Annotated in this window: 11 protein-coding genes; 6 read left to right on the forward strand and 5 right to left on the reverse strand. The window is 70.8% G+C overall.

Annotation, left to right across the window (positions count from 1 at the left end):
* Nucleotides 1-1,365: 1,365 nt before the first annotated feature.
* On the reverse strand, nt 1,366-1,863 hold the full coding sequence (locus tag ABZS42_RS25890) for a MarR family transcriptional regulator (RefSeq protein ID WP_355149472.1): 498 nt from the start codon (nt 1,861-1,863) through the stop codon (nt 1,366-1,368).
* A gap of 68 nt (nt 1,864-1,931) precedes the next feature.
* Here ABZS42_RS25890 and ABZS42_RS25895 point away from each other — a divergent pair, with 68 nt between their 5' ends.
* From ABZS42_RS25895 to ABZS42_RS25905, 3 genes are all read left to right on the forward strand, one after another.
* Nucleotides 1,932-3,170 (forward strand): MFS transporter, encoded by a 1,239-nt coding sequence (locus ABZS42_RS25895; RefSeq protein WP_355149474.1) that lies wholly within the window; start codon nt 1,932-1,934, stop codon nt 3,168-3,170.
* Nucleotides 3,171-3,258: 88 nt separating this feature from the next.
* Nucleotides 3,259-4,809, forward strand: a complete 1,551-nt coding sequence (locus ABZS42_RS25900) for a glycosyltransferase family 39 protein (protein ID WP_355149476.1) — start codon at nt 3,259-3,261, stop codon at nt 4,807-4,809.
* Nucleotides 4,810-5,050: 241 nt separating this feature from the next.
* Nucleotides 5,051-6,223 (forward strand): low temperature requirement protein A, encoded by a 1,173-nt coding sequence (locus ABZS42_RS25905; protein ID WP_355149477.1) that lies wholly within the window; start codon nt 5,051-5,053, stop codon nt 6,221-6,223.
* A gap of 30 nt (nt 6,224-6,253) precedes the next feature.
* Here the strand turns inward: ABZS42_RS25905 and ABZS42_RS25910 are convergent, their stop codons facing one another.
* A complete protein-coding gene (locus ABZS42_RS25910) occupies nt 6,254-7,282 on the reverse strand; it encodes an aldo/keto reductase (protein WP_355149479.1) in 1,029 nt (342 codons plus the stop codon).
* 257 nt (nt 7,283-7,539) lie between these two features.
* On the opposite strand from ABZS42_RS25910, the gene ABZS42_RS25915 reads away from it, so the two are divergent.
* On the forward strand, nt 7,540-9,003 hold the full coding sequence (locus ABZS42_RS25915) for a hypothetical protein (protein ID WP_355149480.1): 1,464 nt from the start codon (nt 7,540-7,542) through the stop codon (nt 9,001-9,003).
* Between the two features lie 409 nt (nt 9,004-9,412).
* Nucleotides 9,413-10,531, forward strand: a complete 1,119-nt coding sequence (locus ABZS42_RS25920) for an LLM class F420-dependent oxidoreductase (protein ID WP_355149482.1) — start codon at nt 9,413-9,415, stop codon at nt 10,529-10,531.
* Nucleotides 10,532-10,579: 48 nt separating this feature from the next.
* On the opposite strand, the gene ABZS42_RS25925 is transcribed toward ABZS42_RS25920, so the two are convergent.
* The 3 genes from ABZS42_RS25925 to ABZS42_RS25935 all read right to left on the reverse strand — a co-directional run bounded on the left by ABZS42_RS25925 (nt 10,580) and on the right by ABZS42_RS25935 (nt 14,171).
* Nucleotides 10,580-11,413, reverse strand: coding sequence for a helix-turn-helix transcriptional regulator (locus tag ABZS42_RS25925; RefSeq protein WP_355149484.1), 834 nt, complete (start codon nt 11,411-11,413; stop codon nt 10,580-10,582).
* 359 nt (nt 11,414-11,772) lie between these two features.
* A complete protein-coding gene (locus ABZS42_RS25930; RefSeq protein ID WP_355149486.1) occupies nt 11,773-13,197 on the reverse strand; it encodes an aldehyde dehydrogenase family protein in 1,425 nt (474 codons plus the stop codon).
* A 158-nt stretch (nt 13,198-13,355) separates the two neighbouring features.
* Nucleotides 13,356-14,171 carry a class I SAM-dependent methyltransferase gene (locus tag ABZS42_RS25935; RefSeq protein ID WP_355149488.1) on the reverse strand — a complete coding sequence of 272 codons (816 nt, stop codon included), beginning with the start codon at nt 14,169-14,171 and terminating at the stop codon, nt 13,356-13,358.
* A 963-nt stretch (nt 14,172-15,134) separates the two neighbouring features.
* Between ABZS42_RS25935 and ABZS42_RS25940 the strand changes: the two genes are divergently transcribed.
* Entirely contained in the window at nt 15,135-20,300 is a 5,166-nt protein-coding gene (locus tag ABZS42_RS25940; RefSeq protein WP_355149490.1) for a peroxidase family protein, read from the forward strand.
* Nucleotides 20,301-20,399: the final 99 nt, after the last annotated feature.

Consider the following 20,399-nt stretch of genomic DNA (forward strand, 5'->3'; position numbering starts at 1 on the left):
CGCATGATCGTGTTCATGACCAAAGCTCCTTCGGGGGTGTGACCCACACACAAGGGGGGTGTGGGCCAACGCCACTTACGGGCGCTTCGAACAAGGGAAAAAGTCTGAGACCGGCACACCCGCCAACCACCGGGGGGTTCGGTTTTGCGGGAGCCGGGAGAAGTCCGGCGGTCGGACGAAAGCCGGGGGGGCTTCACCGCGCCGGGACCGGGTTCAACGACCCGCGGGCCAGCATCATTCCGGACCCTGCCGGACCGGCTACGACCAGAAGATCGTGGCCGGGACCGGGTTCAACGACAGGCGGCCCGTCATCGTTCCCGGGTTTCCCGCGGCGACCGGCTATGACCAGAAGGCCGTCGCCGCGACAGTGTTCAACGACCGGCGGCCCGTCATCGTTCCCGGGTTGACCTTCCGGGCTGGCCGCAGGCCATGGCCGGGACCGTGTCCAACGACCGGCGGCCCGTCATCATTCCCGGGGGCCTCACCTCACCGGACCGGCCTTGATGATCTGCCGGACGCCGGCAGGGCTGCTACCTCGGCCGTCGAGGATGTTCAACGCCCCGGGCCCGCCCACCATTCCAGCCCCGGGATGTCACCGGTCACACCCATTAACCCGGCCAAATCACCCAAAATGGCGCCGCGCCCTCTGCCGTACCTCCGCACCAATGCCGCACCCCCGCCACCGCCCCACAGCCCACACGCCCCACCGCGCCCCAGCCCCTGCCACCCCCTGCGCCACGCCGGCCCGCACGCCCACACGACCGCCGCCCGCATGCCGCAAACCGGACATCATGCCCAGTCAGCACGCGCTCGGCCCATGGTCAACTCGACTTGCATGATGTCGGGGCATCCGCACGTTCGGGACACCCCGACCTCAAGGAACCCGAGTCGATCAACCCTGGCGTCGCCAACACGGCCCTGGCCGATACCGCCCCGGCCGAGTCGGTCAGCCGCCCGAGGGCCGGTCGGTGTGGTCTTGACGCGAGTCGCTCGGCGACCGGGAGTTGTCGGTGTGGTCTTGACGCGAGTCGGTCGGTCGGCCGGGGCTCGGGACGGCCTCCGGACCATTCGCGCCGATCAGCCCCGCCGAGGCGTCGGCGGCGAAAACGGGGAAACCCGACCGCCCAGGCCCTGAGCGCCGACCGCCCAGCCGCGGCCGAGACCGCCATCCCAAGAACCAGGCATCACGCCCAGCCGCCCCACACCCGAAGCATGGTCGACGCGGGTTCCTTGATGTCGGGGCATCCGTACGTTCGGGACACCCCGACCTCAAGGAACCCGAGTCGATCAAACCCCCTGGGGCCGCTGATACGGCCCCGGCCTGAGTGGATCAGCCCTGCGCCACGCGATTTTCCGCCGCGTCGTTCAGTCGGCCGGCTGCTCGGCCACGAGCAGGACGCGGCGCAGCAGGTCGGACAGCACGCGCCGCTCGTCGGGGTCGAGCGCGGCGAGCAGCCGCCGTTCCTCGGCGCCCCGGACGTCCAACGCCCCCCGCCAGGCCGCGCGCCCGGCGTCGGTGAGCGCCACGTCCACCCGTCGCCGGTCGGTGCTGGACGGGATCCGCTCGACGAAGCCCCGCCGTTCCAGCGAGTCCACCCGCGCGGTGATGGAGGCCGGCGCGACACCGAGGTCCTCGGCGAGCGCGGAGGGAGCGGCCCGGCCCTGGCGACCGGCGAGCGCGTGCAGGGTGTCGTACTCGTGCGCCGGCAGGTCCACGGCGGCGAGCGCCCGCTCCTTCACGGTGCGCAGGTGCCGCGTCAGCAGCTGCATCCGGGTCACCGCGCCCTCCATGTCCGGGTCGAGGTCGGGCAGTACGGGCCGCCAGCGTTCCACGTGCCGGTCCGCGCGGTCGGACATCGTCATACCGCCATAATACTGCGGCGGCGAAATATTCGTTGCCAAAAAGTTCGATGACGAAGTACTTTGCGTCGGTGACCCATCCTCTGCGCCTGCGCGCCTTCCGGCTCCTGTTCGTCGGCCGCACCGTCTCCGCCGTCGGCGACGCCGTGGTCCCGGCCGCGCTCGCCCTCGCCGTACTCCGCGCCACCGGCTCGACCGGCGCCCTGGCCCTGGTCCTCGCGGCGGCGATGCTCCCCCGGCTGCTCCTGCTCCCCGTCGGCGGCGTCGCGGCCGACCGGTTCGACGCCCGCCGGGTCGCCATCCTCGCCGACCTCGCCCGGTGCGCCACCCAACTCGTGGTCGGCGTCGAGCTGCTCGGCGGTGATCCGTCGCTGGCCCACATCGCCATCGCGTCGGCCGTCGGCGGCACCGCCGCGGCGTTCGCCCTGCCCACCGGGTCGCCGCTGGTCGCCGGCACCGTCGACGCGACACACCGGCAACGGGCCAACGCCCTGCTCGGCGCGACTGCCAACGCCAGCCGGCTCGCCGGCCCGGCACTCGCCGGCGCCCTCATCTGGGCCGCGGGCCCGGGCTGGGCGTTCGTCCTCGACGCCGCCTCCTTCGCGGTCAGCGCCACCCTGCTCTCGGTCATCGCGGTACGGCACGTGCCGCAACCCGAGCGACGGTCGCTGACCGCCGACCTGCTGCACGGCTGGCACGAGATCCGCTCCCGGACCTGGTTCTGGACCAGCCTGCTCGGGCACGGGACCTGGAACGGCGCGGCGGCGGTGCTGACCACCCTCGGCCCGGCCGTCGCCATCGACCGCCTCGGTGGCGAAGGAGTCTGGCTGCTGATGCTCCAGGCCGGGGCGGTCGGCATGCTCGCCGGCTCCCTGGTCGCCGGCCGGATCCGCCCTCGGCGTCCCGTGCTGATGGCCAACCTCGCCCTGGCCAGCTACGCCGCCCCGCTGATCCTGCTCGCCGTCGCCGCGCCCGCACCGGCCGTCATCGCCGCGTACGGGATCGCGCTGGCCGCCCTCGGGTACCTCAACCCGGTGTGGGAGACCGTGGTCCAGGGCACCTTCCCACCGCACGTGCTGGCCCGCGTCACCTCGTACGACTGGCTGGTGTCACTCGGCGCGATGCCGCTCGGCTACGCCCTCGCACCGCTGGCCGCCCGTGCCTGGGGTGAACCGGTGCCGCTGGCCGTCGCCGGTGTGCTGGTCCTCGCCGCCTGCGCCGGCACCGCGCTGGTACCCGGCGTGCGCCGACTGAGCTGGCCCGCTTCGACCCCACCGGCACCGGCTGCCGCCGGCGCGCCCGCCCGCTGATCCGATCGCCGTCCCGTGACCGTACCGTTACGACACGCACCGCCCGCCGGGACAGCGAGACGAGGGCGTGGACCGCCATGATATGGGCGTGGCCGAATCCGTCACCGAGCTGAGCCGTTCGCGCGGCGACGACCCAGCCGCGGCCGGCGGCCCGCCCGCCCCCGGTCCCCGCGCCCGCGGGCCGTGGCTGATCGCCGCAGCGGTGACCGCCCTGTTGCTGCTGCTCGCCAACCGCTACGGCTACCACCGCGACGAGCTCTACTTCCTGCTGTGCGGGCGGCACCTCGACTGGGGCTACGTCGACCAGGGCCCGCTGGTGCCCGCCCTCGCTCGACTGCTCGACACGCTCGCGCCGGGCAACCTGGTGGCGCTACGAACTCCGTCCGCGCTGATCGGGGGCGGCTGCGTCCTGATCGTCGCCGCGATCGCCCGCGAACTCGGCGCCGGGCGGGGCGCCCAGACGTTCGCGGCGTTCCTCGCCGGCACCTCCGGCCTGGTCTTCGCCAGCGGGCACCTGCTCAGCACCACCACCGTCGACATGCTCGTCTGGCTGATCGTGGCGTTGTTCGCCGCCCGGATGCTGCGCACCGGCGACTCACGCTGGGCGATCGGCATCGGGCTGGCCCTCGGCGTCGGCATGCTCAACAAGCTGCTGCCCGCACTGCTCGCCGTCGGGCTCGTCGCCGCAGTGGCGATCGCCGGCCCACGCCGGCTACTGCGCGACCGCTGGGTGCTCGCCGCCGCCGGCGTCGCCGTGCTGCTCGCCGCGCCCACGCTGATCTGGCAGGCCGCGCACGGCTTCCCGCAGCTCTCCGTGGCCGCCGCCATCTCCGACGGCGACAGCTCCTACAGCGGCCGCCTCGACGCCTTCACCCTCCAGTTCGTCATCATCAGCCCGTACGCCGTGCCGATCTGGATCGCTGGGCTCGTGGCCCTGCTGCGTCGACCGGCGTGGCGGGCGTACCGGGCGCTGGCCTGGGCCTGGCTGGTGGTGGTCGCCGTCGTACTGCTCGCCGGCGGCAAGGGCTACTACGACGCTCCGTTGCTGCTGGTGCTCGCCGCCGCCGGGGCCGTGCTCACCGTCGCCTGGGCCGGCCGCGGCGCGACCGCGTTGAAGCGCGGGCTACTGGTCGCCGGCGCGCTGCTGTTCGTCGCCCCCAACGGGGTGCTGCTCCTGCCCACCCTGCCGGCCGATCGGCTGCCCGGCTTCGTGACGGCCGTGAACTACGACGCCGGCGAGACGATCGGCTGGCCGGAGTTCGCCGACTCCGTCGCCGCCGTGCACGGGGCGCTGCCCGAATCGCAGCGACAGCGGGCCGTCATCCTCACCGCCAACTACGGCGAGGCCGGCGCGATCGCCCGCTACGGCCCTTCCCGCGGACTGCCGGCGGCCTACTCCGGCCACAACAGCATGGTCGACTTCGGGCAGCCGCCCGCCGACGCCGACGTGGTGATCGCCGTCGGCTGGGAACGCCCCGACCAGCTGCGCGCCTGGTTCGCCGACGTGACGCTCGCCGGCCGGGTGGACCAGCGCGTCGAGGTCGACAACGACGAGAACGGCGGTCCCATCTGGCTCTGCACCGGACTGCGGCGACCGTGGGCCGAGATCTGGCAGACCGACGTACGCCACGCCGGCTGACACCGCGCGCCGTCGCACACCCTGCGGCCCCACGGCACGCTGCCACGCCCGCCGCGGCAACCCCGCACACGTCGTGCTCGTCGCCGCCGGGGAATCGTCGAACCAGGCACGACCCCGCCCAACTGCGTCGATAATTCCTGTCGAGGTGCGGCTGCACAGCCGTACCACGGCGGGTCGCCCGGTGGCCGGGCGCGGCACCCGCCGGGGCCGCGATCCGGGCGCTACGGGGCGGGAGGCCGGGATGACGACCGGAGACCGCGCCAGCCTGGTGCGCCGACCGGACGCGTCGAACCGTGCCACGCTGCTGGAGCTGCTCTTCGACGTGGTCTTCGTCGCCGCCATCGCGCTCGTCTCGGTGATCATTTCGCAGAGCGAATCTTGGACGGGAACAGGACGGGCCCTGCTGCTGTTCATGGCGATCTGGTGGACCTGGTCGATCACCTCGGTCCTCACCGACTTCTACGACCCGGAACAGCGCCCCATCCAAGCCGTGCTCATGTTCACCGCGCTCGGCGCTGTGGGGACGGCCGCCGCGCTGCCACAGGCCGCAGAGGGCCCATCGCTGATGTTCGCCGTCGCGTACGTGGCACCGCACCTGGTTCGCGGTGTCATCCTGGTCGCCGCGTTGCACCGGCACCGGCGCGCCGTCCAAACGCGCGCGGCCCGGTTCTTCTTCTGGTTCGCGGTCTCCGGGATCCTGTGGCTCCTCGGGGCGCTAATGCCCGGCCAGCCGTACTGGTGGCTCTGGACCGCTGCCGTGGTCATCGAGTACGTGTCGACCGGAGCGCGTTTTCCGACGCCCTGGCTGGGCCGGGTACCGGTCGCCCAGTACGAGAAGGTGACCGAGCACCTGGGCGAGCGGTACCAGCAGTTCGTCATCCTGGCCCTCGGCGACATCATCCTCGTGCCCACGCTGAAGATCAGTGTCTCGGACTTCGCCGCGCCGCGGCTGGCCGGATTCGTGACAGCCTTCATCACGATGCTGCTGCTCTGGCAGCTCTACGTGTACCGCTCCGGTTCGATTCTCAGCCTGAGCAAACGCCAACGCGCCCGGGCGGCCCGGCTGGCCCCGTACACCCATCTGGTGACGCTGATCGGCGTGGTCTGCGTCGCCGCCGGCGCCGACCAGGTCATCAACCGGCCGACCGGGGACACACCGGTGCGCGTGGCCATGCTGATGCTGGGTGGTCCCGTGCTGTTCATCTTGGGGCGGGCCTTCTTCACCTACCGGCTCGATGCGGGCGTGCCCTGGCATCGGCTCGCCTGGCTGCCGGTGCTGGCCGTCATGGTGCCGTTTGCCTCCGGCTGGCCGCCGGTGCTGGTCACCGCCGCAGCCGCGCTGGTGCTGGCCGCCATGGTGGTCAGTGACATCCTTCATGACCGGTGGCGGCTGAAGGCGCAGTCCAGAGAATGAGCCTTCCGCCGCCACCGCGATGCGGGCGGCTCAGCCCGTGGGCAGTTCCCGGCCGCGCTGCTGCACGCCCGGCCGGCCGTACGGGTAGTCGCCGACCGGCGGGGCGCTGGCCTCGTCCAACCGGCGGATCTGCTCGGCGTCGAGGGTCAGATCGGCGGCGGTGAGGTTGTCGTCCAGCTGTTCGGGGGTGCGCGCTCCGAGGATCACCGACGTGACCGCCGGCCGCGCCGCCAGCCAGGCCAGCGCCACAGCCGACATGGAGGCGCCCAGCTCGTCGGCGACCTGCCGCACCGCGTCGAGCACCCGCCAGGTGCGCTCCTCGGCGTTGCGGCCCGCGTACGCCTCGACGCCGCGCTCAGGGTTCTCGCCGAGACGGGTGGCGCCGGTCGGCGTGGTGTCCCGGCGGTACTTGCCGGACAGCCAGCCGCCGCCGAGCGGGGACCACGGCAGGATGCCGATGCCCTCGTTCTCGCAGACCGGCACCAGCTCGAACTCGATCTCCCGAGCCAGCAGGTTGTACTGCGGCTGCAGCGTCACGATCGGCGCGAGGCCGAGATGCTGGGTGAGCAGTGCGGCCTTCTGCAGCTGCCAACCGGTGAAGTTGCTGACCCCGGCGTAACGGATCTTGCCCGCGCTGATCGCGTCGTCGAAGAACCGCAGCGTCTCCGGCAGCGGAGTCAGCGGATCCCAGGCGTGTGCCTGGTAGAGGTCGACGGCCTCGATGCCGAGCCGGCGCAGGCTCGCGTCCAGGGCGCGGGTCAGGTGCACCCGGGACAGGCCGGCGTCGTTCGCTCCCGGACCCATCGGGAAGCGCCCCTTGGTGGCGATCACCATCCGGTCACGCATGCCGGGTCGGGCCTGCAACCATCTTCCGACGATCTCCTCCGAGACGCCGCGGGAGTAGACGTCGGCGGTGTCGATGAAGGTGCCGCCGGCCTCGGCGAACCGGTCGAGCTGGGCGAAGCTGCCCGCCTCGTCGGTTTCCGCGCCGAACGTCATCGTGCCGAGGCAGAGGGTCGACACCACCGTGCCGGTGGCGCCCAGGGTTCGGTAGCGCATGGCCATCCTTCCGGTCGGGAACAAAGCTGATCTTCGCACCGGCCCTCGCCCGCCCGGGCCGCGGGGGAATCCGGAGCTCGGGCAGCGACTGTCGAACGTGGGCGAACAGCTCCGGTCAGCCCAGGCCAGCTGCTAGATCCGGCCGCCGGGGCGCAGCCGGGTCCGGGCCGGCGCGTCGATGCGACAGTGCGGTCCGACGCGGGATACGGCAGAGTGTCGCGCGAGGCGTGGGACGGCCGAGGCGGGGAGGAACGACCGTGGATGGTCCGACCGGGGTGGTCTTCCCCGCTGTCGAGGGCAAGCGCAGCACGACCGCGCTCGGCCGGGCGGTCGTGATCGACGCGCTACGCGACGTCGATCCGGTCGGTGCCCGGTCGGCCGAGCACGAGACGGACTGGCGGCACGGGTACCTCGGCCACTTCCGCCGGCTCCTGGAGGCGAGCCTGCTCTCCCCCGACGCCGCGGTCAGCATCGCCCGCGCCGGGCTCGCCTCCCTGCACGCCCGAATGGCGGTGGTCGGCGACGACGGCCGTGAGGTCGGGCTCGACGAGGTCTTCTCGACATCCGGCGGGCATCCGCCGTTGGACACGGCCACCGTCAGCGGTGACGGCCCGGTCGAGCGGGAACTCACGCTGCCGTACCGGGGCCAACGCCTGCGCGGCGACGACCTGCGACGCCGCCTCGACGCGTGGGTCGCCGCCGGCGTCGTCGAACCCTCGTGCGCCGACGCGGTGGGCAGAGTTGTCGACAACCCCGACTGGCTGGACCTGCGTGACCAGCGGATCGTCGTGCTCGGCGCGGGTGCCGAGATGGGCCCCCTGACATCCGTGTTGCGCTGGGGCGGCGAGGTGATGGCGGTCGACCTGCCCCGGCCGGCGATCTGGCGACGCCTGCTGAGCACGGCCCGCCGCCACGGCGGACGGCTCCACCTGCCACTGCCCGCCGGCAGCGCCACGGACGACGACGGGATGCTGGCCGCGCACGCGGGCGCCGACCTGCTGCACCGCCTGCCGCAGGTGGCCGAGTGGCTGCACCGCGTCGACGGTCCGCTCGTGCTGGGCAACTACGTGTATGCCGACGGCGCCACCAACGTGCGGGTCGCGGTGGCCGTCGACGCGCTCAGCCGACACCTCCAGCAGCTCCGCCCCGACACGGCGCTCGCGTTCCTCGCCACCCCCACCGACGTCTTCGCCGTCCCGGCCGACGCGGTGCGCCACGCGAACGAGGGGTACGCGGGCCGCGGGAGCACCCATCGCGCGGTACGGCTGCTCTCCGCCGGCCGGCTCCTGCACCGCAACTACCCGCCCGGCGCCGACCCCGGCATCAACGACAGCCTGGTGCCCCAGCAGGGACCCAACTACGCGCTGGCCAAACGGTTGCAGCGGTGGCGGGCCACGGTCGCCCGGCAGGCGGGCGCAGCCGTGTCGTTCAACGTCGCGCCGCCCACCCGGACCCGCTCGGTGCTGCGCAACCGGGCGCTCGCGGCCGCGTACGCCGGGGCGCACCGGTTCGGCATCGAGGTGTTCGAACCGGCGACCAGCAACACGCTGATGGCCGCGCTGCTCGTGCACAACCTCCGCAACGGCGGTCCGGCGTCCGCGCAACCGTGGCAGGACGAGGCGTACGCCGCGGCGCACGGCGGGTTGTGGCGGGTGCCGTACGCCCCGCGCAGCGCGCTCGGGCTCGCCGTACTGCTCGGCCTCGGCGGGGCCCGCGCCTGAGTCGGGTCGGGCGGGAATCGGAGGTTCACAAGAGTTACCACCACCACAGCCAGGGGCCTGAGACAGAGCTGAACGGGCCATGCCCACGACGCGGTGTTCAGCTGAGAGTGCTCGGTTCCTGGTGCAACCGGTCTGGCACGGTTGCGCATTGGTGACGGGGTGGTGCGGCCTTCGAAGGTGATCGCGAAGGCAACTCGATTGTGATCAGCACCATCGTGAGGCCGGAGCCGTGGGAGCTACAGTTTCGGACCGAGGTCCGGCAGATACAGGTTTTCGCGGAGAGGGTCTCGTGCCGCACTGACCAGCACCGAGAATCGGCCGACAACCACGGCATCGCGTTCGTCTCGAGCCAACTCTCCCAGCAGAGAACTGACCCGAGTGCTCGCGGACGTGCGGGCAGCCGCGTCCCGTGGGTGCCGGTGCAGATGCTACCGCTGAGCCGAATCGTCACCCTGCTCGCTTCCTGGTGCCGGCCGCTTCGCAGCTCACGGTGTCGGTGTCACCGGGAAGGCAGATCTCGCTGCCCAGCGGATGCGTCCCGTCGGCGAGCTCGCCGCGTTCCATTTCGGCACTGAGAAAAGGAGTCAATCACATGCCACTGAAACTTGGCGTCAACCTTCCGCAGGATTCCCGGTACGACTTGACGACGGACGTCGTGAAGTTCGCGCGGGCCGCCGAAGAGATCGGGTACGACAGCCTCTGGGTGTACGAGCGTGTGCTGATGCCCGTCGACCAGAGCGGCCCCCACGGTCTGTACAGCGTTCCTGATCTGCCCTGGCCGGACGCCTATTCGTCCACCGGCGAGCCACTGCTCACTTTGGCGATGGCTGCTGCTGTCACCGAGCGGATCGAGCTGGGCACGGGTGTCCTCGTTCCGCCGCTACGCACGCCGTTGCAGCTGGCCCGATCCCTGGCGACGCTGGATCACCAGTCGGGTGGCCGAGTCATCGCGGGCCTGGGCGTCGGCTGGTCGATCGACGAGTTCGACGCGGTCGCGCCTCGGCCGTACTCCGAGCGCGGCGCGGCTCTCGACGAGTTCCTGGACGTGGCGTCGGCGGCGTGGGGCCCCGATCCGGTGTCGTTCGACAACGGCCGCTACCGCATCGCCCCGGCGATGGTGAAACCGAAGCCGGCTCGCCGGATCCCAATCTATCTGGGCGGTACCGGTCCGGCCGCGCTGCGCCGCATCGCCCGCCGCGGCACCGGTTGGCTGCCCACCGGCGTCCCGCCTGAATTGGTCGTGGCGCACCTCGCGCGACTTCGTGAAATGGCAGCCGAGGCGGGACGGGACCCGGCCGAGATCAACTGCATCTACCAGGTGCTCGTGCAGAACCTGTCCGAAGTGCCGGCGGCGGGCCGCCAGCCCTTCGCCGGTAGCCCGAAGCAGTTGGTCGAGGACTTGGCCGTCCTGGCTGAGGGCGGTGTGCAGCACGTCTACGTCACCGCGACGATGGCCAGCAAGGACGTCAACGAGCTGATCGACAACAGCGCGGCGATCCACGAGGCGGTGCGTGGCGCAGGACTGTGACTCAGCCGTCTCGCATCCCGCGTCGCGACACGACCCGTCAGGGGCGCGTCAGAGGCGCTGGGCGCCGATGACGGAGAGCAGCCGCAGTTTCTCGTCGCTGGCCGACCCGGGTACGGCGGTGAACACCAGCAGCGTCTGCGACTGGTCCGGATCCACCAGGATCTGGCAATGCAGCTCCAGAGCGCCGACCTGCGGATGCTGGAAGCGTTTCGGTGGGCACATGGCACCCGGGACGGGATGCTCGCGCCACAGTCGGGCGAACTCCGGGCTCTCGGCCAGCAACGCGTCGGCGATCTCCGCCGCGCGCGAACCGCGCCCGTCCCGGGTGTACGCGCCGTGCAGGTGCGCGGCGAGCAGCCGGCTGTGCGTCGCATGGGTTTCCGTCGGGTACAGCCGCCGCGTGTCCGGATCGGTGAACCAGCGATGGTGCAGGCTGCGGGCCAGCCCGGTGTGCCCGGTCTCGTCGCCGAGCAACGCCACGGCGGGGGGCGTCTGCGCCAGGGTCTCGCCGAGATGGTTCACCACCATGGCGGGGGTGTCCTGAAGCCGGTCGAGGATCCGCATCATCCCCGGGTTGACGTGGTCGGCCCGGACGGTGCGGTGCGGCACGGCGTGCCCACCGAGCTGGAGCAGGTGGTCCCGTTCGGCCAGCGACAGCCGTAGCCCGCGAGCCAGGGCGGCGAGCATCTGCTCGGAGGGCTGCGGGCCGCGCTGCTGCTCCAGGCGGCTGTAGTAGTCGGTCGACATGCCGCTGAGTGAGGCGACCTCTTCGCGCCGCAGGCCCCCGGTACGGCGGCGCGGGCCACGGGGCAGACCCACGTCCTCGGGCTGGAGCGCCTCCCGCCGGGTACGCAGGAAGTGGGCGAGTTGAGCGCGGTCCACGGTGTCTCCCCCTTCCGTCCGTCGCCTGCAACCGGTGACAACCAGTGGGACCGGTTGCGCTGTTCCGTCCGTGGCCAACAGTGACGCGCCCGTCCGAGCGCATCCAGGGTCGATCGGTCCCTGGATGTCCGCCGCGCTTGTCACACCGTCATCACGGTTCCCGGCGGTATCACCGGCCCCACCCGGGTGGCTTCGCGTCCGGCCCTGGGCGGCGGCGGCACGGCTGGTCGCGGCCACGACACCGTCCACGTCCAGGGATCCCTGTCCGTCGCGCCTGGCCGCCCACGCGCCGACAAGGCCCGGGGCAGGTGCGGGCGGCCCGGTCCACGCCGCCGGGCCGAGGCCGCCCGCAGGGGTGATCAACGCTGGATCGACTTGATCTCCAGGAACTCCTCGAGACCGAAGCGGCCGAACTCGCGGCCGTTGCCGGACTGCTTGTAGCCGCCGAACGGGGCCAGCGCGTTCCAGTGGCCGGCGTTGACGTCGACCTGCCCGACCCGCAGCCGCCGGGCGACCGCGAGAGCGTGTTCGGGCGCGCCGAACACGCCGCTGGTCAGGCCGTACTGGGTGCCGTTGGCGATCGCGACGGCCTCCTCCTCGTCCGCGTAAGGGATGATCGTCAGCACCGGGCCGAAGATCTCCTCCTGGGCGATCGCGGAGTCCGGGTCGACGTCGGCGAAGATCGTCGGCCGGACGTAGGCACCCGTCGTCAGGCCCTCCGGCCGGCCGGGGCCACCGAACACCAGCCGCGCGCCGTCGACGATGCCCCGCTCGATGTACCCGTTCACCTTCACCCGGTGCGCCTCGGAGGCCATCGGGCCGATCCGGGTCGCCTCGTCGGTCGGGTCACCCACCGTGTACTGCCTGGCCGCCTCGACCGCCAGCGCGACGACCTCGTCCTGGCGGGCCGCCGGCACCAGCATCCGTGGCCACGCGCCGCAGACCTGACCGCCGTTGCTGAACGCCATCATCAGGCCCTTGTTCACCGCCTCCGGCAGGTCCGCGTCGTCGAGGATGATGTTCGCGCCCTTGCCGCCCAACTCCAGCGCGACCCGCTTGACGGTCTCGGAAGCCACCGCAGCGATACGCCGTCCGGCCCGGGTGGAGCCGGTGAAGGAGATCATGTCGATGTCCGGGTGGGCCGACATGGCCTCGCCGACGACCGGGCCAGTGCCGTACACGACGTTCAACACGCCCGCGGGTACCCCCGCCTCGGCGGCGACCTCGGCGAGGATCCGCGCGGTCAGCGGGGCGTTCTCGGACGGCTTGAAGACCATCGTGTTCCCGGCCAGCAGCGCCGGGGCGAGCTTCGACACGATCTGCTGGAGCGGGAAGTTCCACGGGGTGATCGCGCCGACCACGCCGATCGGCTCCCGGACGATCAGCGAGTTGCCGATCTCCTCGGTCCACGGGAACTCGTCGGCGAGGCCCGCGATGGATTCGATCACCGCCGCCGGGAAACCGACCTGGGCGGTCCGGGACAGGGAGATCGGGGCGCCCATCTCGGCGGTGATCGCTGCGGCGATCTCCTCCTGCCGCGCGGCGAGACCCGCGGCCAGGCGGCGCAGTACCTCCGCGCGCTCCTGCGGGGTGGTGGCCGCCCAGCTGGGAGAGGCGGCCCGGGCGGCGGCGACGGCGCGGTCGACGTCGGCGGCGGTGCCGGCCGGCGGGTGGGCGATGGTCTCGCCGGTGGCCGGGTTGACGACGGGAATGGTGCCGGCCGAGCCGGTGACGATCTCGCCGCCGATCCAGTGGCCGGTCACGAGGTGGGTCGTAGTGGTCATGGATCGACCGTGGCACCGGCCGAGTAGGCCAACCAGGTGCGGTTCATCCGGGACTCGACGATCCCTGGCTGAGCGGCCACGCACCCCACCGGATCTCGCGGCGGACGAGGGGGTGTCCGGGCGGCGGGAAACCCTGACCGCCAGGACCCCGAGTCGACTCAAGCCGTCGGGATGCCGGCCGGAGGTAAGTCTGCGGGTAGTCGCCGGACGCGCAGCACGCAGGTCAGCATCGGGACGTTGAACTCGCCGGCCGCAGTCTCCGGCCGGCTCTCCAGGAAAGCGCGAATCCGGCGGAGCGTGGCTGCTCGTTCCGGTGCCGGCATGACCAGCATTCCCGCCCTCGTGGCGAGTGTCGCCACCAGAGAGTCGGCGGTGCGGCGCTGCCCGTGCGGGAACCCGGCCTGCTCCGGTGAGCCGAAGCGCGCGGACCCGCCGGCCTTCGGCAGATGCGCGCGGGCCGTCTCGGCGCGCCAACTGCTGGGCGTGTCACGCGGACCGATGGCCGCGCGGCCGCTCACCCGCGCCAGCCCGGCGACCCAGTCGACCCGGTCGTCCATGACGTTCCATAGGCCGGCCAGGATGCCGCCGGGTACCAGGACCCTGGCGATCTCGGGTCCCGCGACGGACATGTCGAACCAGTGCATGGCGTTGCCGGCCAGCACGGCATCCACGGACGCGTCCGGCAGTGGTATCGCTTCGGCGCTACCCGACAGGGCACGGACCTCCGGGAGTACGCGGCGCAGCTCGGCCAGCATCGCCGGGTCGGGCTCGACCGCGGTGACGTCGGCGCCCACCGCAACCAGCGTGGCGGTGAGCTTGCCGGTTCCGGCGCCGAGGTCGAGCACCCGCGGTCCGGGTGCGAGCTCCAGCGCCCAGCGCACCGCGGCCTGGGCGTAGTCCGGGCGGTGTTCGGCGTACGCGGTCGCCGCCGCGCCGAACGACGAGGCGTGCAGGAGTTGGTCGTCCTGTTCCATGCGACCAACCTATCGGCAGCACGCGTGCCGGGTCGACAGCCGCCGATGGCTGCCGCCCCTTACCCGCTGCCCGAGAATCATGCCCCGGCCATTGATTCGTGCCGCTCGTCGGGCCCCTAATCTCCGATATTTACCCGCATGTCGTCGTCTCTCACATCGGCGGGGCATCCGGACGACCGGCACTTCAGCTTGCACCCGGCGGACACTGAGCAACCGGACATGAAGCTTGAGATGGAAGGCTCAACCGCTACCGCCGCGGGGGCGATTCGCGCCAAGAAGCAATACGGCTTCTACGGTCGCGCCCGAAGTGGGGTTCCGGACAACCCGAACGAGCGCCGAGGTATGCCGGCGGACGTCCGAAAGCCGACCCTTCCCTTCTCCCCCGGCGTCATCACTGATAGGGCCGGCCGGATTACGCAGGCGCCGAAAGAGCGACTCCTCCCCTGCCTGCCGTAACGAAGTTGCGGATCGCGCACCGCCGCGAATGCCAATTCGCGCTGGTCCGCCGCCTGTGGCTGCCGTAACGCGTCCTTTGTGGATGCCTGACGACGGCACGTCGCACTGGTATCGACCGCACCTGCATCGCACGGCGAAGCCGGCCCGCCGGGTTCTTCTGGTGGGTCCATCGAACGAACGCGCTGCCCACGCTATCCGTTACGACCGCACGACATCATCCGAACGGCGGTCAACTCATTGACTGGAACCGTTCTAATATTCCTGGCAAGTTGCCTTAACCGTGATTAAGTCCATGCTCGACCATCACCGCCTATCACAGGTTACGTCTGCCCGGACAGTGTTGAGGCAACGCCATGCAGGGCTAGGTGCCGCAGCAAGCCGGCAAGGTTCATCGGGGCGCGGTTCACGCCGCGTGCCGGCGACGGCGCCGGGATTCCCGCGCGCCCCTTTTCCTGTCACCGCCCATTACCCAAATCGATGCTTATCAGTTACCGAGAGGGAAGAATGGTGCCCAGACGAAGAAAAGCCGTGGCCGCGGGGCTCGCCGCCACACTCGGGTTCAGCCTCCTGCCACTGATCGCAGGCCCTGCCCACGCCGCGCCAGTCGGTCAGGGGTTCGAACTCAATGCCGGCGACCTGAGGTTCATACTCGGGCAGATCAAAATCGCCGAGAATCACGCGACCAAGGAGGGGCCAGGCGGAGAACCGGTCGCCGGACAACCGCTCTTCGGACCCGGACCGAACCAGATCGGTAACGCGCTACTGCCGTACGGCCTGCGGACGGTGGACGGGTCCGACAACAACGGCATCCCCGGCCAGAGCGCGTACGGCGCCGTCGCCAACACCTTCCCCCGGCACACCGCACCGCAGTGGCGGCCCGGTGAGGACGCCACCGGCTTCGGCGGCCCGGCGAACTCGTCGTACTCGCAGAAGAAGGGCGTGGTCGCCGACTCCGAACCGCGGGTGATCAGCAACCTGATCGTCGACCAGTCGTCGACCAACCCGGCCGCCGTGGTGGCCGCGGGCAAACCGCACCGCAGCTTCAACCAGGACCCCACGGCAGTGCCCTGCGTCGTCGAACCGGACCCCGGCCCACCGCCCACCGAAGGCTCACCGCCCGGCTGTACGCCCCGCGGCGAAACCCTGTTCATCCCGAACGTCACCACCGACTTCGGCCTGTCCGCGCCGTACAACTCGTGGTTCGCACTGTTCGGTCAGTTCTTCGACCACGGCGTCGACCTCACCGCCAAGGGCGGCAGCGGCTCGGTCATCGTTCCGCTTCAGGCCGACGATCCGCTGATCCCCGGCCCGGACGGAGAACTCGGCACCACCGACGACCTGCCGCCGAACATGCGGTTCATGGTGGTCACCCGGGCAAAGAACCAGCCCGGTCCGGACGGCCATGTCGGAGACAACCCCAACACGCCGACCGACGAGAGCGCGGACGACGTTCAGGAAGCCACCAACCTCGACTCGTCATGGGTCGACCAGAGCCAGACGTACGCCTCGCACTCCTCCCACCAGGTCTTCCTGCGCCAGTACAAGAACAACAGCGCCGGCAACCCGGTCGCCACCGGCAGGATGCTGGACGGCCCGAACGGGGGCATGGGCACCTGGGCGACCGTCAAGGACCAAGCCGCCTCGCTGCTCGGCATCCGACTCACCGACGTCGACGTGCTGAACGTGCCGATGGTGGCCGCCGACCAGTACGGCCGGTTCCTGCGCGGCCCCAACGGATATCCGCAGCTGGTGACGGCAAGCGGCCTGGTCGAGGGCAACCCCGCCGCGCCCGTCGCGATCCCGGCGAACGTCAGCCGGATCAACATCGCCTTCCTCGACGACATCGCGCACCACGCGGTGCCATCGGTCGCCAAGACCCCGGACGCCGACACCGTGATCAACCCACCGGGCACTCAACTGCCCGCGGACCAGTACGACAACGAGATGCTCGACGCCCACTTCGTCGCCGGTGACGGCCGGGTGAACGAGAACATCGGTCTCGTCGCCGTGCACCAGGTGTTCCACTCCGAGCACAACCGGCTGGTGGGCTACATCAAGAACCTCATCATCGAGGAGAACATCGACGCTCCCGAGTGGCAGTCACCGACCGGCGCCGACGGGTGGAACGGTGAGCGGCTCTTCCAGGCCGCGCGGTTCGTGACGGAGATGGAGTACCAGCACATCGTCTTCGAGGACTTCGCCCGCAAGATCCAGCCAGGGATCAACCCGTTCAACGTCTTCACCCAGTCGGACACCGGCATCAACCCCGACGTCCGGGCCGAATTCGCCCACGCCGTGTACCGGTTCGGGCACTCGATGCTGACCGACACGGTCGCCCGGACCAATGAGAACGGAACCAGGAGCGACGTCCCACTGTTGGACGCGTTCCTCAATCCGCCGGCCTACTACCGCAACGGCAGCGGTGGCACGTACACCGCGGCCCAGGCCGCCGGCGCGATCGCCCAGGGCATGACCGAGCAGACCGGCAACGAACTCGACGAGTTCGTCACCGGAGCACTTCGCAACAACGTGCTCGGGCTGCCGTTGGACCTCGCCGCCGTCAACATGACGCGGGCCCGTGACGCCGGTGTTCCGTCGCTGAACAACTTCCGCAAGCAGGTGTACGCGCAGACCAACGACAGCGCCCTCCAGCCGTACACGGACTGGGTCGACTTCGGGCTCAGCATCAAGCACCCGGAGTCCGTCATCAACTTCATGGCGGCGTACGGGACGCATCCGCGCATCCTGACCGACGCCGGACCGGACCACATCGTCGAGGACGACCCGGCCACCACCGTCGACGAGAGCGCCGACAACGGGCCGGCCTCCCTGGCCTCCCGACGCAAGGCCGCCCGCCTGATCTACGAGAACGACGCGGCTGTGCACCCGGTGCCGGAGACTCCGGCCGACAGCGCCGACTTCGTCAACAGCGTCGGGGCCTGGGCGAACACCGCCGACGGCGGGTCCAAGACCGGTGTGGACGACATCGACCTGTGGGTCGGTGGTCTGGCCGAGTCGCAGGTCTTCTTCGGCGGCCTGCTCGGCTCCACCTTCAACTACGTCTTCGAGCGGCAGTTGACCGACCTGCAGGACGGCGACCGGCTCTACTACCTGTCGCGTACCTCCGGGCTCAACCTGCGTACGGAACTCGAAGGCAACACGATGGCCGAACTCACCATGCGCAACACCACCGCGCAGGCGCTGAAGGCTGACGTCTTCGCCACCTCGGACTGCAAGTTCGACCTCAACCGGCCCACCTTCGCGGGCACCGGCAACACGATCGCGGACGATCCGGAATCCGAGTGCGACGAGTCGAAGGTGCTCATCAGGATGGCTGACGGGACGATCCGGTACCGGCAGTCGAACTCCGTGGACCCACCGGGTCTCAACGCCCAGAGCACCTACAACGGCACCCCGGGCAACGACCGGATGTGGGGCGGCATCGACAACGACACGTTCTGGGGCAACGACGGCAACGACCGCATCGAGGGCAACGACGGTGCCGACGAGGCTCTGGGCGGGCTGGGCGACGACATCGTCACCGACTCCGCCGGTGACGACGTGCACAAGGGCGGGGCGGGCAACGACGCCATCGACGCCGGGCCCGGCCTGGACATCATCATCGGCGGTGACGGCAAGGACTTCACCAACGGCGGTCTCAACGCCAACCAGACCTTCGCCGGTGAGGGTGACGACTTCGTCATCGCCGGCGACGGACCCGACACCGTGTTCGGTGGCGGCGGTGACGACTGGCAGGAGGGCGGCAATTCCAACGACCTGCTCCAAGGCGACAGCGGCGCACCCTTCTTCGACGACATCAACGCACCCGGGCACGACGTACTCATCGGCAACAGCGGCGAGGACGACTACGACGCCGAGGGTGGCGACGACATCATGGTCGCCGGTCCGGGCATCGAGCGGAACCATGGCGTACGCGGTTTCGACTTCGCGATCCACGCTCGCTCGGCGGAAGCCGCGGATTCCGACCTGACCATCGCCATCGCCGACGCGCCGATCATGCTGGCCGACCGCTTCCTGCTCACCGAGGCGCTGTCCGGCTGGGACAAGGACGACGTCCTCAAGGGAGACGATGTGGTCCCGCTTGCGCAGGACCTGGAACTGAACACGCCGTGGGGCTCCAACGTGCTCACCGAGGAGGGCATCGACCGGATCCAGGGGCTCCGACCGCTCTTGGCGGGACGCACCGCGTGCGTCGCCAGCCCACCGGACGTCAGCCCGTCCGCCGCGGTGTGCGGCTTCGGCGGCGGCAACATCCTGATCGGCGGTGGCGGCAGTGACGAGATCACCGGTCGTGGAGCCGACGACATCATCGACGGGGACGCCTGGCTGAACGTGCGGCTCAGCGTTCGGACCAACCCGGCCGACCCGACGACGGAGATCGGAACGGCCAACTCCCTGAGCGATCGGTACCTGCGCGACGCCGCCGGCGACCCGACCGGGCAGACTCTGCACCAGGCGGTGTTCAGTGGGGCGCTCAACCCGCACAACATCGTGATCGTCCGGGAGATCCTCCACACCGGACCGGCCGGGGTCGACACGGCCGTCTTCACCGGGCCGCGGGCGGACTACGACATCATCCCGAACGCCGACGGGTCGTTGACCGTGGTCCACGCCCGCAACGTCCCGCCCGCCGGCGACCAGGGCGGCGCCGGCGGCGACGGCACCGACACGCTCCGGAACATCGAGCGGCTGGAGTTCACCGACACCACCGTCACGATGCTCACCCCCGGAGCACCGACGATCGGCACCGCCGATGCCGGTAACGAGTCGGTGACCGTCACCTGGGGCGCACCGGCGGACAACGGCGGTCCGGCGATCTCCGGCTACCTGGTTCGGGTCGTGGACGCGGCGGGCGACCAGGTCGGCGAGGCGCGTACCGCCCCGGCGGACGTGACGAGCCTGCTGGTCACCGGCCTGACCAATGGCCAGACCTACCGGTTCCAGGTGGCGGCGGCCAACGAGTTGGGCACGGGAGCATACTCGGCCCTGTCCAACGAGGTCACCCCGTTCCTCGACGTCACTCCCCCAACGGTGACGGTGGAACGGCCGCTGCCCGACGCGACCAACGTCGCCCGCGCGGGGAACATCCAGGGCCTGTTCAGCGAGGTGGTGAACCGCGTCAACGCAAACACCGTCCAGTTGCGTGACACCGCCACCAACGCCCTGGTCCCAGCGGCGGTCACCTACAACCGTCAGACCGGGCGGTTCACCCTCAACCCCGACGCGACCCTGGCCCCGGACAAGACGTACCGGGTCACGCTGACAAGGGCGATCACCGATGTCGCCGGCAACGCCCTGGCGCCGACGAGCTGGACCTTCACCACCGGCCCCGCGCCGCAGGTGACGGCCCGTACGCCGGAGCCTGGGGCGACCACCGCGCCCCGCACCGGCAACATCACGGTCACCTTCAACGAGGCGGTCACCGGCGTGAGCACCGCCGCCGTGCAGTTGAAACGGGTGTCGAACGGCAACGTGCTGGTGACCCGGGTCAGCTACGACTCCGCCACCCGGGTGCTCACGATCGACCCTAACGTCCAGTTGCACGCCAACGTGGAGTACGAGATCACCTTGATCGGTGGCCCCACCGCCCTCCGCGACCTGGCCGGGAACCCTCTGCCCACCACGTCATGGACCTTCACCACAGGCTCATGACCTGAGCGCACCATCCGCTGGGGTGCTCCGGACTCGATCCGGAGCACCCCAGCGCGTTACCGAGGTTTCGCTACCCCGACCGCTACGACCCCGCCACGC

Source organism: Micromonospora sp. NPDC005367 (assembly GCF_040606825.1).
Classification (GTDB): domain Bacteria; phylum Actinomycetota; class Actinomycetes; order Mycobacteriales; family Micromonosporaceae; genus Micromonospora.